Source organism: Streptomyces sp. NEAU-sy36 (assembly GCF_013423905.1).
GTDB classification, from domain to species: Bacteria; Actinomycetota; Actinomycetes; order Streptomycetales; family Streptomycetaceae; genus Streptomyces; species Streptomyces misionensis.
In genome coordinates this window covers 6,426,467-6,439,706 of the sequence record NZ_CP058977.1, presented here as the reverse complement: position 1 = coordinate 6,439,706, position 13,240 = coordinate 6,426,467, and the positions used below count along the sequence as shown (strand labels likewise).

Sequence of the window (13,240 nt, the reverse complement as noted above, 5' to 3'; positions counted from 1 at the left end):
GGAGACCCGTGACCGACGCCCTGCACAGGGAACTGCTGGAACTGGCCCAGGAGGCCGCCCGCCGCGCCGGCGAGCTGCTGCGGGACGGCCGCCCGGCCGACCTCGCCGTGGCACGGACCAAGTCCAGCCCGATCGACGTCGTCACCGAGATGGACATCGCGGCGGAGAAACTGATCACCGATCTGATCTCCGAGCGGCGCCCGGACGACGGCTTCCTCGGCGAGGAGGGCGCCTCCGTCGCCGGCACCAGCGGCGTCCGCTGGGTGATCGACCCGCTCGACGGCACCGTGAACTACCTCTACGGGCTGCCGACCTGGGCGGTGTCCATCGCGGCCGAACAGGACGGCGAGACCGTGGCCGGGGTCGTCGCGGCCCCGATGCGCGGCGAGACGTACCAGGCGGTGCGCGGTGGCGGCGCCTGGGCCACCGGCGCGTGGGAGGGCGAGCGGGCGCTCGCCTGCCGCCCCGCGCCCCCGCTGGACCAGGCACTGGTCTCCACCGGCTTCAACTACGTCGCCGAGGTCCGGACCCACCAGGCCGAGGTGGCCGCCCGGCTGATCCCGCTGCTCAGGGACATCCGGCGCGGCGGTTCGGCCGCCATCGACCTGTGCGACCTGGCCTGCGGCCGGCTCGACGGGTACTACGAGCGCGGACTGCACCCGTGGGACCACGCCGCGGGGGACCTCATCGCCCGGGAGGCGGGCGCGCTGACCGGTGGACGGCCCGGAGAACGCCCCGGACGCGAGCTGGCGGTCGCGGGCACCCCGGGCGTCTTCGAGCCCCTCCAGCGGCTGCTGGAGGACTTCGGGGCCTGGCACGACTGACGCCCCCGGGCGCACGCGAAGGGACCCCGGCGCTGGATTCGCCGGGGTCCCTTCGCCGTCTGCTGTCACTCCAGCACGCTCGGGCCGATCAGACGCGTGACGCGCCGACCTCCACACCGTGTTCGGCGGCGAGGCGGCGCAGGTCGTCGAGCTCTGCCTGCTCCACCTCGACGAGGAAGTCGTCGCCCTCGTCACGAGCCCGAGACAGGTCGGACTCGGTCGCCTTTATGCGCTGGAGAAGTCCTGCGGTGAAAGCGTCCATGCTGCGCCCCCTCGTCCAGGGTCGGTGGGTCGGTGGCACGGGGGTGTGCCGTCGGGAAGGGACGATCACGTCTCCCGCAGGTGCCCGGCGCGCCCTGGCCGGGCGGCTACGGTGCCGGACACCCGCGCCCGCTCTGCACAAGCGGATCGCGAGGTACCGCATGGTGCTGCGGCACATGCAGAGCGTGATCGCGGGGTGTAAACCCGTCCTCCCCCCGCTGCATTCCCGGGAAACCTCGCCGCCGGAGAAAATCTCGCGTTCCCGTCCCCGGACGCCCGTTCCCACGGCCGGGGACGCCGCTTACAGCCGACTTATGACCGAAAAGGGCAGGATGGAGTCACACTCCACGAACACCCCTGCCCGCGCGGGGCGCCCGGTGCGCCACGCGGGTGGACACAGGAAGGACTAGCGACGTGCGCGTACTCGTCGTCGAGGACGAGCAACTGCTCGCCGATGCGGTGGCCACCGGACTGCGCCGGGAGGCCATGGCAGTCGACGTCGTGTACGACGGTGCGGCCGCCCTGGAGCGCATCGGCGTCAACGACTACGACGTGGTCGTCCTCGACCGCGACCTCCCCCTGGTGCACGGCGACGACGTCTGCCGCAAGATCGTCGAGCTGGGCATGGCCACCCGCGTGCTCATGCTCACCGCGTCCGGCGACGTCAGCGACCGCGTCGAGGGCCTGGAGATCGGTGCGGACGACTACCTGCCCAAGCCGTTCGCGTTCAGCGAGCTGATCGCGCGCGTACGCGCCCTCGGCCGCCGCACCAGCGTGCCCCTGCCGCCCGTCCTGGAGCGCGCCGGCATCAAGCTGGACCCCAACCGCCGCGAGGTCTTCCGCGACGGCAAGGAGGTCCAGCTCGCGCCCAAGGAGTTCGCCGTCCTGGAGGTGCTCATGCGCAGCGAGGGCGCCGTCGTCTCGGCGGAGCAACTGCTGGAGAAGGCCTGGGACGAGAACACCGACCCGTTCACCAACGTGGTCCGGGTGACCGTGATGACCCTGCGCCGCAAACTCGGCGAGCCCCCCGTGATCGTCACCGTGCCCGGCTCCGGCTACCGGATCTGATCCGCCATGGCCGCGACACCCGCACCCCCGCAGGCGCCCCCGAAGCCCACCTGGGACCCCCGGCGGCCGCAGGCCCCCTTCCCGTGGCTGCGGCCGACCATCCGCATACGCCTCACCCTGCTGTACGGCGGGATGTTCCTGATCGCCGGCATCCTGCTGCTGTCGATCATCTACCTGCTGGCCGCGCAGGCCATCAGCACCGGCAACCAGCCGCTGTTCAAGATCGTCAGCTTCCAGGAGCTGAAGGTCTCCAGCGACAACTGCCCCGCGATCAACACCACCAGCCTGCCGCTGGCGGACTTCAACGACGCGATCAGCCAGTGCGTGGACCACCAGCGCCAGGTCGCCCTGGACAACCTGCTCAGCCGCTCGCTGCTGGCCCTGCTGGGCCTCGCCGTGATCGCCTTCGCGTTCGGGTACGCGATGGCCGGCCGGGTGCTGTCCCCGCTCGGCCGGATCACCCGCACTGCCCGCGCGGTGGCCGGTTCCGACCTGTCCCGCCGGATCGAGCTGGACGGTCCGGACGACGAGCTCAAGGAGCTGGCGGACACCTTCGACGAGATGCTGGAGCGCCTCCAGCGGGCCTTCACCGCCCAGCAGCGCTTCGTCGGCAACGCCTCCCACGAGCTGCGCACCCCGCTCGCGATCAACCGCACGCTCCTGGAGGTCCACCTCTCCGACCCGAACGCGCCGGTGGAGCTCCAGCAGCTCGGCAAGACGCTGCTGGCCACCAACGAGCGCAGCGAACAACTGGTCGAGGGCCTGTTGCTGCTCGCCCGCAGCGACAACCAGATCGTGGAGCGCAAACCGGTCGACCTGGCCGAGGTGGCCACCCAGGCCATCGACCAGGTGCGGTCCGAGGCCGACGCCAAGGGCGTGGAGATCCGCGGCGAGCGCAAACCGGCCGTGGTGCAGGGCAACGGCGTGCTGCTGGAGCGGATCGCGCTGAACCTCGTACAGAACGCGGTGCGGTACAACGTGGCCGAGGACGGCTGGGTCGAGGTGGACACCGAGGTCCGGCACGGACAGGCGGTGCTCACCGTCTCGAACACCGGTCCGGTGGTGCCCGCCTATGAGATCGACAACCTTTTCGAGCCCTTCAGACGGCTGCGCACGGAGCGCACGGGCAGCGACAAGGGCGTGGGTCTCGGCCTGTCCATCGTGCGGTCCGTGGCCCGCGCGCACGGCGGGCACATCGCGGCCCGGCCCCGCGAGGGCGGTGGCCTGGTGATGCATGTGACACTTCCGCTGTGATCCATGGCGGAAAACATCGACACACGCGAGGGATGTTCGCTCGACGCGGAATTTTCCAGGGGCTGAATGGGCTTCTCTCTGTGTGATCGATCACATGGGCGGATTTCCGGCCATGTACTGTCAGTGATCATGACAGATGGCAGAAAGCCCGGAAAGTCCTGGTTTTCAGGCCTCTTGATCACGGGAAGTACACGATGAGGCGCCTTTGAGGTGCGGTATTCGAAGCGTGTACGGTCCTCACCGCCATCCAAGCCGATCACTCTCGGGAGATCGGGTTGGGTGTCGATTGAGTAACAGCCCTTGATGTGAGGCAAAATCTCCGCCTCAGGTCGGGCACAAGTCCGGCCTCTCACGCGTTACGTGCGCTGGAGACACCGCAGACACCCAGAGGGGGAGAGCGATATGGCAACCGACTACGACACTCCACGCAAGACCGACGATGACGTCGACTCGGACAGCCTGGAAGAGCTGAAGGCCCGGCGGAACGACAAGACCACCTCCGCGGTGGACGTCGACGAGTTCGAGGCCGCCGAAGGACTCGAACTGCCCGGCGCCGACCTCTCGAACGAGGAACTGGCCGTCCGGGTCCTGCCCAAGCAGCAGGACGAGTTCACCTGCATGAGCTGCTTCCTGGTCCACCACCGCAGCCAGCTGGCCCGCGAGAAGAACGGTCAGCCGATCTGCCGCGACTGCGACTGAGGAGGGGTCGGCCATGACTGGCTCGACCCCTCCCCGGAAGCGCCGCCTTTCCCTGCGGAAGGCGGACCAAGGGCCGCTCGGCGGCTCATTCGGCGCGCGTGACGACGAGCGTGGCTCCCCGGACGCGGGGGCCTCGCTCGAACCGACGGCGGACCGGGCCGACCACCCGGCGCCGGAGCAGGGGCCCGCGCCCGTCGCCAGGCGACGGGTCCGGGTCATCAGCGGCAAGGCCCGGCACTACGCCCGGGAAGGCGCCCGCAGGAGCGGCTCCCGCGCCCGCGCGGGGCTGGCCCATCTCGCGGACCGGGTCATCGACATCGCCCCGCGTGTGCCCGTACGCGACCTCGCGACGCTGCGCGGACAGTTCCCGGGCCTCGGCCCCGAGGAACTGGCCGACAAGCTGGTCGCGGGAGCGGCGGCCGGCACCTCGACCATCGGGGCCGGGATCGGCGCGATGGCGATGCTGCCCGTGCCGCCCGCCCTGCCGACCGAACTGGCCACGGAGATCACCGGGGTCGCCGCGGTCGAGCTGAAACTCATCGCGGAACTCCACGAGGTCTACGGCGTACGCCCGCCGGGCGGCCTCAAGACCCGCAGCACCGCGTACCTGTCCTCCTGGTCGGGGGAGCGCGGCGTCGACGTGACGAAGCCGTCGACGTACGACGCGGCCCTCGGCGGCCGCATGAAACGCGAACTGCGCCAGCAGATCATGAAGCGCATGGTGCGCGACATGCCGACCCTCATGCCGTTCATGGTGGGCGCCGCGGTCGGGGCGGTCCTGAACCGCCGGGACACCAGAAGACTCGCGGCCCGCATCCGCGCCGACCTGCGCAAGGTCCAGGTTCCCTGGGAAGAGCTGGAGCAGCAGCCGCCCCTGGATCAGCCGGCCGAGCCGCTGAAGATGCGCGATCTGCCCGGGGAACTCTGAATCCTCACGGACTTCTCAGGCGCGGCCTTCCGGCGCGCTCGGGGCGTTCGCCTCGCGCGCCGCCTCGATCGCCGCCGCCAGCCGCTCGGGCTCCCGCGTCGACAGGTACAGGTACGGCGTCGGGTCGTCGGGGTCCGTGACGATCACCCGCAGCGCCCGGGGGATGTACGCGCGCAGCAGCAGGAACGCGCGGACGTCCGCCTTGTGCGTGCGCCAGGCGCGGGCCTCCTCCGGGTCCAGCACCTCCGACTCGCCCAGCGCCGACACCGGGATCTTCGCCTCGCCCGCGATCAGCGAGTCGCCCACCACGCGGATGCGCGGGGAGCCGTACGCGCTGGCGACCACCGCGGCCGCGGCCGTGCCGCCGACCAGGCCGCCGAGGATCGGCAGGGTGCCGAACGGGAACAGGATCAGGGCGAACGAGACACCGACGAGAAGGCTGATCAGCCACCACGAGCGGGGGGCGGTGAGGCGTTCTTCGTACGGGGTGGCGGAGTGCTGCATGAAGCCAAGCTTGGCACGGGGAGCCCACTGGCCCGGAACCAGGGGGAGCCGGTGCGGGGCACCGCCGGACGGGGCGGTGGTGGGCGGCGGACGGGCGGGTAAGGTCTGCGGCTGTGAGTGGTAGTTCCGCAAGCCTTCAGCCCCCCGCCGACGCGGTGAAACCGGTACGGCACCCCGACGCGCCCGCGCCCGGGGAGCTTCTCGGCGCCCACTACGAACACTGTTTCGGATGCGGCCCCGGACAGCCGCACGGGCTGCACCTGGAGGCACGGGCGGGCGAGGGTGTCTCGCTGACCGCAGAGTTCACCGTCCAGCCCGCCCACCAGGGCGCCCCCGGCCTCGCGCACGGCGGAGTGCTGGCCACGGCCCTGGACGAGACCCTGGGCTCGCTGAACTGGCTGCTGCGGACCATCGCCGTCACCGGCCGCCTGGAGACCGAATACGTACGGCCCGTGCCCGTCGGCACCACGCTCCACCTGGAGGCCGAGGTCACCGCCGTCGCCGGACGGAAGATCTACTCCACCGCCGTCGGCCGCCTCGACGGCCCCGAGGGACCGGTCGCCATCCGCGCCGACGCCCTCTTCGTCGAGGTGAAAATGGACCACTTCGTCGACCACGGCCGCCCCGAGGAGATCCAGGCCGCGATGAGCGATCCCGACCAGGTCCGCCGGGCCCGCGCCTTCGAGGTGAACCCGTGAGCCCCGCCGGCCGCGAGCCGCTCGACGTGCTGCTCAGGCGCGTGGACCCGGACGTACCGCTTCCGGCGTACGAGCACCCCGGGGACGCCGGCGCCGATCTGCGCACCACCGAGGCGTGCGAACTGGGCCCCGGAGAGCGGGCCGTTCTGCCCACGGGGGTGTCGATCGCCCTCCCGGAGGGGTACGCGGCCTTCGTGCACCCGCGTTCCGGTCTCGCCGCCCGCTGCGGTGTCGCCCTCGTGAATGCCCCGGGGACGGTTGATGCCGGGTACCGTGGGGAGATCAAGGTGATCGTGGTGAATCTCGACCCGCGCGAGAGTGTGCGGTTCGAGCGCTTCGACCGGATCGCCCAACTGGTCGTCCAGCAGGTCGAGCGGGTCCGCTTCCAGGAGGTGGCGGAGCTTCCCGGCTCTGCGCGGGCCGAAGGGGGCTTCGGGTCCACCGGTGGCCATGCCGCGGTGGGCGACGAGAGCGGCACAAACGGCCGGTCCGCCAACAGCGGTCCGGCGGGTGGGAATCGATACGCTTCGGTCGTATCCGACCGGGAAGGACAGTGACGTGTTCGGACGTCGCAACAAGAAGGGTGCCGCCGAGGACGCGGCCGGCGAGGCCGAGCAGGTCGTCGACAGCGTCGACACCGAGGCGGACGAGGAAGCGGAGGCCGAGCGCGAGCGCGTCCGGCTGGAGCCCGGACCGCGGCCCGACGGGCCGTGGGACAGCACCGAGGTGCGCGACCCGGCCGAGGGCCGGGTGGACCTCGGGGGGCTGTTCGTGCCGGGCGTGGACGGCATGGAGCTGCGGGTCGAGGTCGCCGGTGACGCGATCGTGGCCGCCACCGTCGTCCTGAACGACAGCGCCGTCCAGCTCCAGGCCTTCGCCGCGCCGAAGCGCGAGGGGATCTGGGGCGAGGTCCGCGAGGAGATCGCGTCCGGCATCACCCAGCAGGGTGGCATCGTCGACGAGGTCGAGGGCCCGCTCGGCTGGGAGCTGCGCGCCCAGGTGCCGGTCCAGCTGCCGGACGGCACCGGTGGCTTCCAGGTGGTGCGGTTCGTCGGCGTGGACGGCCCCCGCTGGTTCCTGCGCGGCGTGATCTCCGGCCAGGGCGCGGTGCAGCCGCAGGCCGCCGGGCTCCTGGAGCAGATCTTCCGGGACACGGTCGTCGTCCGCGGCGAGGGCCCGATGGCGCCCCGCGACCCGATCGTGCTCAAGCTGCCGAACGACGCGCAGATGGTCCCCGAGGGCGTGCAGCAGGAGGAGTCCTCGCGGTTCTCCGGCGGGATGGGGCAGCTGCAGCGCGGACCGGAGATCACGGAAGTCCGCTAGCGATCCGCCTGCCCCGCGGGGGATGTACGGGCCGTGCCGTTCCGGGCGCGGCCCGTTTTTCGCGGTCGCCGCGCGGGCCGCGGGCCGAGACGGCGCCCGCGCCCCTTCCGGGGCCCGTCCCGCTCGGTGATACTGGCGCCCTGCCCATGGGGGAGGCGACATGGTCATGGTGCGGGTGGAGGGCGTCCACAAGTCGTACGGGCGGGGCACGGCCGCCGTGCACGCCCTGCGCGGGGTCTCCTTCGAAGTGCGCCCGGGTGAACTCGTGGCGCTCAAGGGGCGCTCGGGGTCCGGCAAGACCACGCTGCTCAACATCGTCGGCGGGCTCGACACCCCCGACCGGGGGCGCGTCGAGGTGGACGGGCGGCCGCTGGGCGAGCTGGGGGAGGACGAGCTGCTGCGGCTGCGCCGGGACCGGATCGGTTTCGTCTTCCAGTCCTTCGGGCTGATCCCGATCCTCACGGCGGCCGAGAACGTGGGCGTGCCGCTGCGGCTGCGGCGGACCGGGGTCCGCGAGCGCGAGGAGCGCGTGGAGTCGCTGCTGTCCCAGGTGGGACTGGCGGAGCAGGCCGGGCAGCGGCCCGGTGAGCTGTCCGGCGGCCAGCAGCAGCGCGTCGCCATCGCCCGCGCCCTCGCCAACCGCCCGGCCCTGCTGATCGCCGACGAGCCGACCGGCCAGCTGGACGCCGAGACCGGCCACGCCGTCATGGAACTCCTGCGCGCCGTCGTGCACGGCGAGGCCCCCGAGGGGGACGGCGCCCCCGGAACGCCCCCCGCCATCCTGGTCGCCACCCACGACGCCGCCCTCCTCGGCCTGGCCGACCGGGTGCTGGAACTCCACGACGGCGAGCTCGTGAGCCACTGACGGCCCGGACCACCATCAGGGTTCCGTCAAAGACACCCCGCCTTCCCCGTCTCGTCCGTTTTGTTCGCATCGTTGGCCGTAAGGTCGACGCTGCGTACACACGGGTCACCGGAAGACAATGGAGCCATGGCACGCGGGAAGCTTCGGATCTATCTCGGCGCGGCACCGGGTGTGGGCAAGACGTACGCGATGCTGGCCGAGGCCCATCGCCGTACCGAGCGGGGCACCGACTGCGTCGTGGCCTTCGTCGAGCATCACGACCGCCCCCGCACCGAGGTGATGCTGCACGGCCTGGAGCAGGTGCCCCGCAAGGACCTGGAGTACCGCGGGGGCGTCTTCGGCGAGATGGACGTCGACGCCGTACTCCGGCGCGCGCCCGCCGTCGCCCTGGTGGACGAACTCGCGCACACCAACATTCCCGGCTCGCGCAACGCCAAGCGCTGGCAGGACGTGGAGGAACTGCTCGCCGCCGGGATCGACGTGGTGTCGACCGTCAACATCCAGCACCTGGAGTCACTCGGCGACGTCGTCGAGTCGATCACCGGGGTGCGCCAGCGCGAGACCGTGCCCGACGAGGTGGTGCGCCGGGCCGACCAGGTCGAGCTGGTCGACATGTCCCCGGAGGCGCTGCGCCGCCGGATGGCGCACGGCAACATCTACCAGCCGGACAAGGTCGACGCGGCGCTGTCCAACTACTTCCGCCCCGGCAACCTCACCGCCCTGCGCGAACTCGCGCTGCTGTGGGTCGCCGACCGGGTGGACGAATACCTGAACCAGTACCGCAGCGAGCACCGGGTCTCCAGGATCTGGGGCTCGCGCGAGCGGATCGTGGTCGGCCTGACCGGCGGGCCCGAGGGCCGCACCCTGATCCGGCGTGCCGCGCGGCTCGCGGAGAAGGGCGCCGGCGGCGAGGTCCTCGCCGTCTACATCGCCCGCAGCGACGGGCTGACCTCGGCCTCCCCGAAGGAACTGGCCGTCCAGCGCACCCTCGTGGAGGACCTGGGCGGCACCTTCCACCAGGTGGTCGGCGACGACATACCGGACGCGCTGCTGGACTTCGCGCGCGGTGTCAACGCCACCCAGATCGTGCTCGGCTCCTCGCGGCGCAAGACCTGGCAGTACGTCTTCGGGCCCGGCGTCGGCGCCACCGTCGCCCGCGACTCGGGGCCCGACATCGACGTCCACATCGTCACCCACGAGGAGGTCGCCAAGGGACGCGGACTGCCCGTGGCCCGCGGCGCCCGGCTCGGCCGCACCCGGATCCTGTGGGGCTGGGCCACCGGGATCGCCGGACCGGCGATCCTGGCGCTGCTGCTGATCACCGTCGACATCGGCCTCGCCAACGACATGCTGCTGTTCCTGGCCGTCACGGTCGCGGCGGCCCTGCTCGGCGGCCTGCTGCCCGCGCTCGCCTCGGTGGCCTTCGGCTCGCTGCTGCTGAACTACTTCTACACCCCGCCCCTGCACCGCTGGACCATCGCGGACCCGAAGAACATCGTCGCCATAGTCATCTTCTTCTGGGTCGCGGTGTCGGTGGCCTCCGTGGTGGACCTCGCCGCCCGCCGCACCCACCAGGCGGCCCGGCTGCGCGCCGAGTCCGAGATCCTCTCCTTCCTCGCCGGCAACGTGCTGCGCGGTGAGACCAGCCTGGAGGAACTGCTGGAACGGGTCCGCGAGACCTTCGCCATGGAGTCGGCGGCCCTGCTGGAGCGGCAGAGCGACGTCGAGCCGTGGAACTGCGTGGGCCGGGCCGGCTTCGGGCCCGCCCTCCAACGGCCCGAGGACGCCGATGTGGACATGCCCGTCGGCGACCACATGGCGCTCGCCCTGACCGGCCGGCCGCTGCCCGCCGAGGACCGCCGGGTGCTCGCCGCGTTCGGCGCCCAGGCCGCCGTCGTCCTCGACCGCCGCCGCCTCCAGGAGGAGGCCGACCGGGCTCGCGCCCTCGCCGAGGGCAACCGCATCCGCACCGCCCTGCTCGCCGCCGTCAGCCACGACCTGCGCACCCCGCTGGCCGGTATCAAGGCCGCCGTCTCCTCGCTGCGCTCCGACGACGTCGACTGGTCCGAGGCGGACCGGGCCGAACTCCTGGAGGGCATCGAGGAGGGCGCCGACCGGCTCGACCACCTCGTCGGCAACCTGCTCGACATGTCCCGCCTGCAGACCGGCACCGTCACCCCGCTGATCCGCGAGATCGACGTGGACGAGGTCGTGCCGATGGCCTTGGGTGGCGTGCCGGAGGACAGCGTCGACTTGGACGTGCCCGAGACGCTGCCGATGATCCAGGCCGACCCCGGACTGCTGGAGCGCTCGGTGGCCAACCTGGTGGAGAACGCCGTCAAGTACAGCCCGCCCGGACGGCGCGTCCTGGTCTCCGCCAGCGCCCTCGCCGACCGGGTGGAGGTACGGGTGGTGGACCGCGGACCCGGCGTCCCGGACGCGGCCAAGGACCGCATATTCGAGCCCTTCCAGCGCTACGGCGACGCCCCGCGCGGCGCCGGCGTCGGGCTCGGACTCGCCGTCGCCCGCGGCTTCGCCGAGGCCATGGGCGGCACCCTGAACGCGGAGGACACGCCGGGCGGCGGACTCACCATGGTCCTCAGCCTGCGCAGCCCGAACGGAACGGAACCCCCGGCACAGCCCGGCCCCGGCACGACGGCCACCCCCGCCCCCGAGGCCGCCGGGGCGGACAACGCGGAACCAGAAAGGCAGACCCTATGATGAGCCCGGATGGGGGGACGCCCCAGACCCCCACGAGGGTCCTCGTGGTCGACGACGAGCCGCAGATCGTGCGCGCCCTCGTGATCAACCTCAAGGCACGCAAGTACGAGGTGGACGCGGCCGCCGACGGCAGGACCGCCCTCGACCTCGCCGCCTCCCGCCACCCCGACGTGGTCGTCCTCGACCTGGGCCTGCCCGACATGGACGGCGTCGAGGTGATCAGGGGCCTGCGCGGCTGGACCCGGGTGCCGATCCTTGTGCTGTCCGCCCGCCACTCCTCCGACGAGAAGGTCGAGGCCCTGGACGCGGGCGCCGACGACTACGTCACCAAGCCCTTCGGCATGGACGAGCTGCTGGCCCGGCTGCGGGCCGCCGTGCGCCGCGCCGAGCCGGTCGGCGCCGGCGAGGACGGCCTGACCGCCGTGGACGCCGAGGGGTTCACCGTCGACCTGGCCGCGAAGAAGGTCAACCGCGACGGCCGGGACGTCCGGCTCACCCCCACCGAGTGGCATCTGCTGGAGGTGCTGGTGCGCAACACCGGCCGCCTGGTCAGCCAGAGGCAGCTCCTCCAGGAGGTGTGGGGGCCGTCGTACGGGACGGAGACCAACTACCTGCGGGTCTACATGGCACAGCTGCGCCGCAAGCTGGAGGCGGACCCCTCGCACCCCAGACACTTCATCACCGAGCCCGGAATGGGGTACCGGTTCGAGAAGTGAGGAGGTGCGCGTCCCGGGTGTGAGCGGGGATACGGCGCTGTCGGCGGGCCCCGGTACGCTTCATGTATGAGTGCTGTTCCTCGTTCCGAAAAGCCGGCCGGCCGGCTCCGGCGCATGTTCGACCGGCTGTCCTCGTCGCAGGAGGACCTGGAGTCCGAGGAGCTGCGCGAGGACGCCGAGACGGCGGGTTGTACGAAGATCGGCGACTGCCAGGACCGGCAGATCGTCACGGTAACTGGTACCTTGCGCACGGTCACCCTGCGCCCGCGTGCCGGAGTCCCGGCCCTGGAGGCCGAACTGTTCGACGGCTCCGCCGCGCTGGACGTGGTGTGGCTCGGCAGGCGTTCCATCGTGGGTATAGAACCGGGGCGCAAGCTGATCGCATCGGGCCGGATCTCGCTGAGCCGGGGCCGCCGGGTGCTGTTCAACCCGAAGTACGAACTGCGACCCCTCGGACGGGAGTAGCCGGTGACGTCCCTCGACAAGCCGACCGAAGACACCGACCAGACCCCGCCCGGCCGGCCCGGCGACGCCCGCGCGGTGACCGAGGCGGCGCTGTTCGAGGCCTTCGGCGGGGTCCGCGGCATGGTCGAGACGGTCGTGCCCGGCCTGCTCTTCGTCGCGATCTTCACGATCAACAAGGACCTGCATCTCTCGGCGATCGCCGCGCTGGCCGTCTCCCTGGTCCTGGTCGTGGTCCGGCTCGTCAGGAAGGACACCGTCAAGCACGCCTTCAGCGGCGTGTTCGGCGTGGCCTTCGGCGTGGTGTTCGCGATGTTCACCGGCAACGCCAAGGACTTCTACCTCCCCGGCATGCTCTACACGCTGGGGCTGGCGCTGGCGTACATCGTCACGACCCTCGCCGGGGTCCCGCTGATCGGCCTGATCCTCGGCCCGGTCTTCCGGGAGAACCTCTCCTGGCGCACCCGCAACCCCGGCCGCAAGAAGGCCTACGCGAAGTCCAGTTGGGCCTGGGGCCTGATCCTGCTCGCCAAGTGCGCGATCCTCTTCCCGCTGTACTGGTGGTCGGACACCACCCGGCTCGGCTGGGTGCTGGTGGCCCTGAAGATCCCGCCCTTCCTGCTGGCGGTCTGGCTCACCTGGGTCTTCCTCGCCAAGGCGCCCGCGCCGATCGACGTCTTCGCGGAGATGGAGGCGCAGGAGGAGGCCGAGAAGGCCGAGAAGGAGCGCAGGGCGGCGCTGGCCGCGGAGGGCGGGGAACCGGAGCCGGGGCGGCACCGCAAGGTGTGACACGGCCGCGAGGCGGCACGACGGCCGCCCGTCGCCCGCCCGGCACTACCGAGCCGCTGCCGGCCGTGAGCCGTCACCGGCCGCCGCACACGACGACGAGAAGGGCGCCCTTGTCACCAAGGGCGCCC

Annotated in this window: 15 protein-coding genes; 13 read left to right on the top strand and 2 right to left on the bottom strand. The window is 71.8% G+C overall.

Annotation, left to right across the window (positions count from 1 at the left end; genetic code table 11):
* Nucleotides 1-8: 8 nt before the first annotated feature.
* A complete protein-coding gene (locus HZZ00_RS28020; protein WP_180329048.1) occupies nt 9-824 on the top strand; it encodes an inositol monophosphatase family protein in 816 nt (271 codons plus the stop codon).
* Between the two features lie 88 nt (nt 825-912).
* Here HZZ00_RS28020 and HZZ00_RS28015 read toward each other — a convergent pair whose 3' ends face one another.
* The gene (locus HZZ00_RS28015; protein WP_167381439.1) at nt 913-1,086 is read right to left on the bottom strand and encodes a hypothetical protein; all 174 of its coding nucleotides are present in this window, start codon (nt 1,084-1,086) and stop codon (nt 913-915) included.
* A 413-nt stretch (nt 1,087-1,499) separates the two neighbouring features.
* Here HZZ00_RS28015 and HZZ00_RS28010 point away from each other — a divergent pair, with 413 nt between their 5' ends.
* From HZZ00_RS28010 to HZZ00_RS27995, 4 genes are all read left to right on the top strand, one after another.
* Nucleotides 1,500-2,153, top strand: coding sequence for a response regulator transcription factor (locus HZZ00_RS28010; RefSeq protein ID WP_130438183.1), 654 nt, complete (start codon nt 1,500-1,502; stop codon nt 2,151-2,153).
* A 6-nt stretch (nt 2,154-2,159) separates the two neighbouring features.
* Complete coding sequence (locus HZZ00_RS28005; protein WP_070022976.1) at nt 2,160-3,407, top strand: HAMP domain-containing sensor histidine kinase; 1,248 nt, start codon at nt 2,160-2,162, stop codon at nt 3,405-3,407.
* Between the two features lie 402 nt (nt 3,408-3,809).
* Nucleotides 3,810-4,106 carry a DUF4193 domain-containing protein gene (locus HZZ00_RS28000; protein ID WP_037654155.1) on the top strand — a complete coding sequence of 99 codons (297 nt, stop codon included), beginning with the start codon at nt 3,810-3,812 and terminating at the stop codon, nt 4,104-4,106.
* 13 nt (nt 4,107-4,119) lie between these two features.
* Nucleotides 4,120-5,034: a hypothetical protein gene (locus tag HZZ00_RS27995; protein WP_180329047.1), complete on the top strand. Its 915-nt coding sequence runs from the start codon at nt 4,120-4,122 to the stop codon at nt 5,032-5,034.
* A gap of 15 nt (nt 5,035-5,049) precedes the next feature.
* Here the strand turns inward: HZZ00_RS27995 and HZZ00_RS27990 are convergent, their stop codons facing one another.
* The gene (locus HZZ00_RS27990; protein ID WP_070022974.1) at nt 5,050-5,538 is read right to left on the bottom strand and encodes a DUF3093 domain-containing protein; all 489 of its coding nucleotides are present in this window, start codon (nt 5,536-5,538) and stop codon (nt 5,050-5,052) included.
* A gap of 113 nt (nt 5,539-5,651) precedes the next feature.
* Between HZZ00_RS27990 and HZZ00_RS27985 the strand changes: the two genes are divergently transcribed.
* The 8 genes from HZZ00_RS27985 (at nt 5,652) to HZZ00_RS27950 (ending at nt 13,112) form a co-directional block, all read left to right on the top strand.
* Entirely contained in the window at nt 5,652-6,236 is a 585-nt protein-coding gene (locus HZZ00_RS27985) for a PaaI family thioesterase (protein ID WP_180329046.1), read from the top strand.
* Nucleotides 6,233-6,793 carry a dUTP diphosphatase gene (gene dut, locus HZZ00_RS27980; protein WP_070022972.1) on the top strand — a complete coding sequence of 187 codons (561 nt, stop codon included), beginning with the start codon at nt 6,233-6,235 and terminating at the stop codon, nt 6,791-6,793. Before HZZ00_RS27985 ends, dut begins: the two co-directional genes overlap by 4 nt.
* A gap of 1 nt (nt 6,794) precedes the next feature.
* Nucleotides 6,795-7,559: a DUF3710 domain-containing protein gene (locus HZZ00_RS27975; RefSeq protein ID WP_070022971.1), complete on the top strand. Its 765-nt coding sequence runs from the start codon at nt 6,795-6,797 to the stop codon at nt 7,557-7,559.
* Between the two features lie 160 nt (nt 7,560-7,719).
* The gene (locus HZZ00_RS27970; RefSeq protein ID WP_180329045.1) at nt 7,720-8,424 is read left to right on the top strand and encodes an ABC transporter ATP-binding protein; all 705 of its coding nucleotides are present in this window, start codon (nt 7,720-7,722) and stop codon (nt 8,422-8,424) included.
* 126 nt (nt 8,425-8,550) lie between these two features.
* On the top strand, nt 8,551-11,145 hold the full coding sequence (locus HZZ00_RS27965) for a sensor histidine kinase KdpD (protein WP_180329044.1): 2,595 nt from the start codon (nt 8,551-8,553) through the stop codon (nt 11,143-11,145).
* Nucleotides 11,142-11,861, top strand: a complete 720-nt coding sequence (locus HZZ00_RS27960) for a response regulator (protein WP_180329043.1) — start codon at nt 11,142-11,144, stop codon at nt 11,859-11,861. The genes HZZ00_RS27965 and HZZ00_RS27960 overlap by 4 nt, the downstream gene beginning before the upstream one ends.
* A 66-nt stretch (nt 11,862-11,927) precedes the next feature.
* Nucleotides 11,928-12,326, top strand: a complete 399-nt coding sequence (locus tag HZZ00_RS27955) for an OB-fold nucleic acid binding domain-containing protein (protein WP_071828767.1) — start codon at nt 11,928-11,930, stop codon at nt 12,324-12,326.
* Between the two features lie 3 nt (nt 12,327-12,329).
* Nucleotides 12,330-13,112, top strand: a complete 783-nt coding sequence (locus HZZ00_RS27950) for a DUF3159 domain-containing protein (protein WP_180329042.1) — start codon at nt 12,330-12,332, stop codon at nt 13,110-13,112.
* Nucleotides 13,113-13,240 lie beyond the last annotated feature (128 nt).

Excerpts from the sequence above, each read along its gene's own strand:
- HZZ00_RS28015 (WP_167381439.1), bottom strand. The coding sequence starts at position 1,086 with ATGGACGCTTTCACCGCAGGACTTCTCCAGCGCATAAAGGCGACCGAG.
- HZZ00_RS28005 (WP_070022976.1), top strand. The coding sequence starts at position 2,160 with ATGGCCGCGACACCCGCACCCCCGCAGGCGCCCCCGAAGCCCACCTGG.
- HZZ00_RS28000 (WP_037654155.1), top strand. The coding sequence starts at position 3,810 with ATGGCAACCGACTACGACACTCCACGCAAGACCGACGATGACGTCGAC.
- HZZ00_RS27995 (WP_180329047.1), top strand. The coding sequence starts at position 4,120 with ATGACTGGCTCGACCCCTCCCCGGAAGCGCCGCCTTTCCCTGCGGAAG.
- HZZ00_RS27990 (WP_070022974.1), bottom strand. The coding sequence starts at position 5,538 with ATGCAGCACTCCGCCACCCCGTACGAAGAACGCCTCACCGCCCCCCGC.
- HZZ00_RS27970 (WP_180329045.1), top strand. The coding sequence starts at position 7,720 with ATGGTCATGGTGCGGGTGGAGGGCGTCCACAAGTCGTACGGGCGGGGC.
- HZZ00_RS27965 (WP_180329044.1), top strand. The coding sequence starts at position 8,551 with ATGGCACGCGGGAAGCTTCGGATCTATCTCGGCGCGGCACCGGGTGTG.
- HZZ00_RS27960 (WP_180329043.1), top strand. The coding sequence starts at position 11,142 with ATGATGAGCCCGGATGGGGGGACGCCCCAGACCCCCACGAGGGTCCTC.
- HZZ00_RS27955 (WP_071828767.1), top strand. The coding sequence starts at position 11,928 with ATGAGTGCTGTTCCTCGTTCCGAAAAGCCGGCCGGCCGGCTCCGGCGC.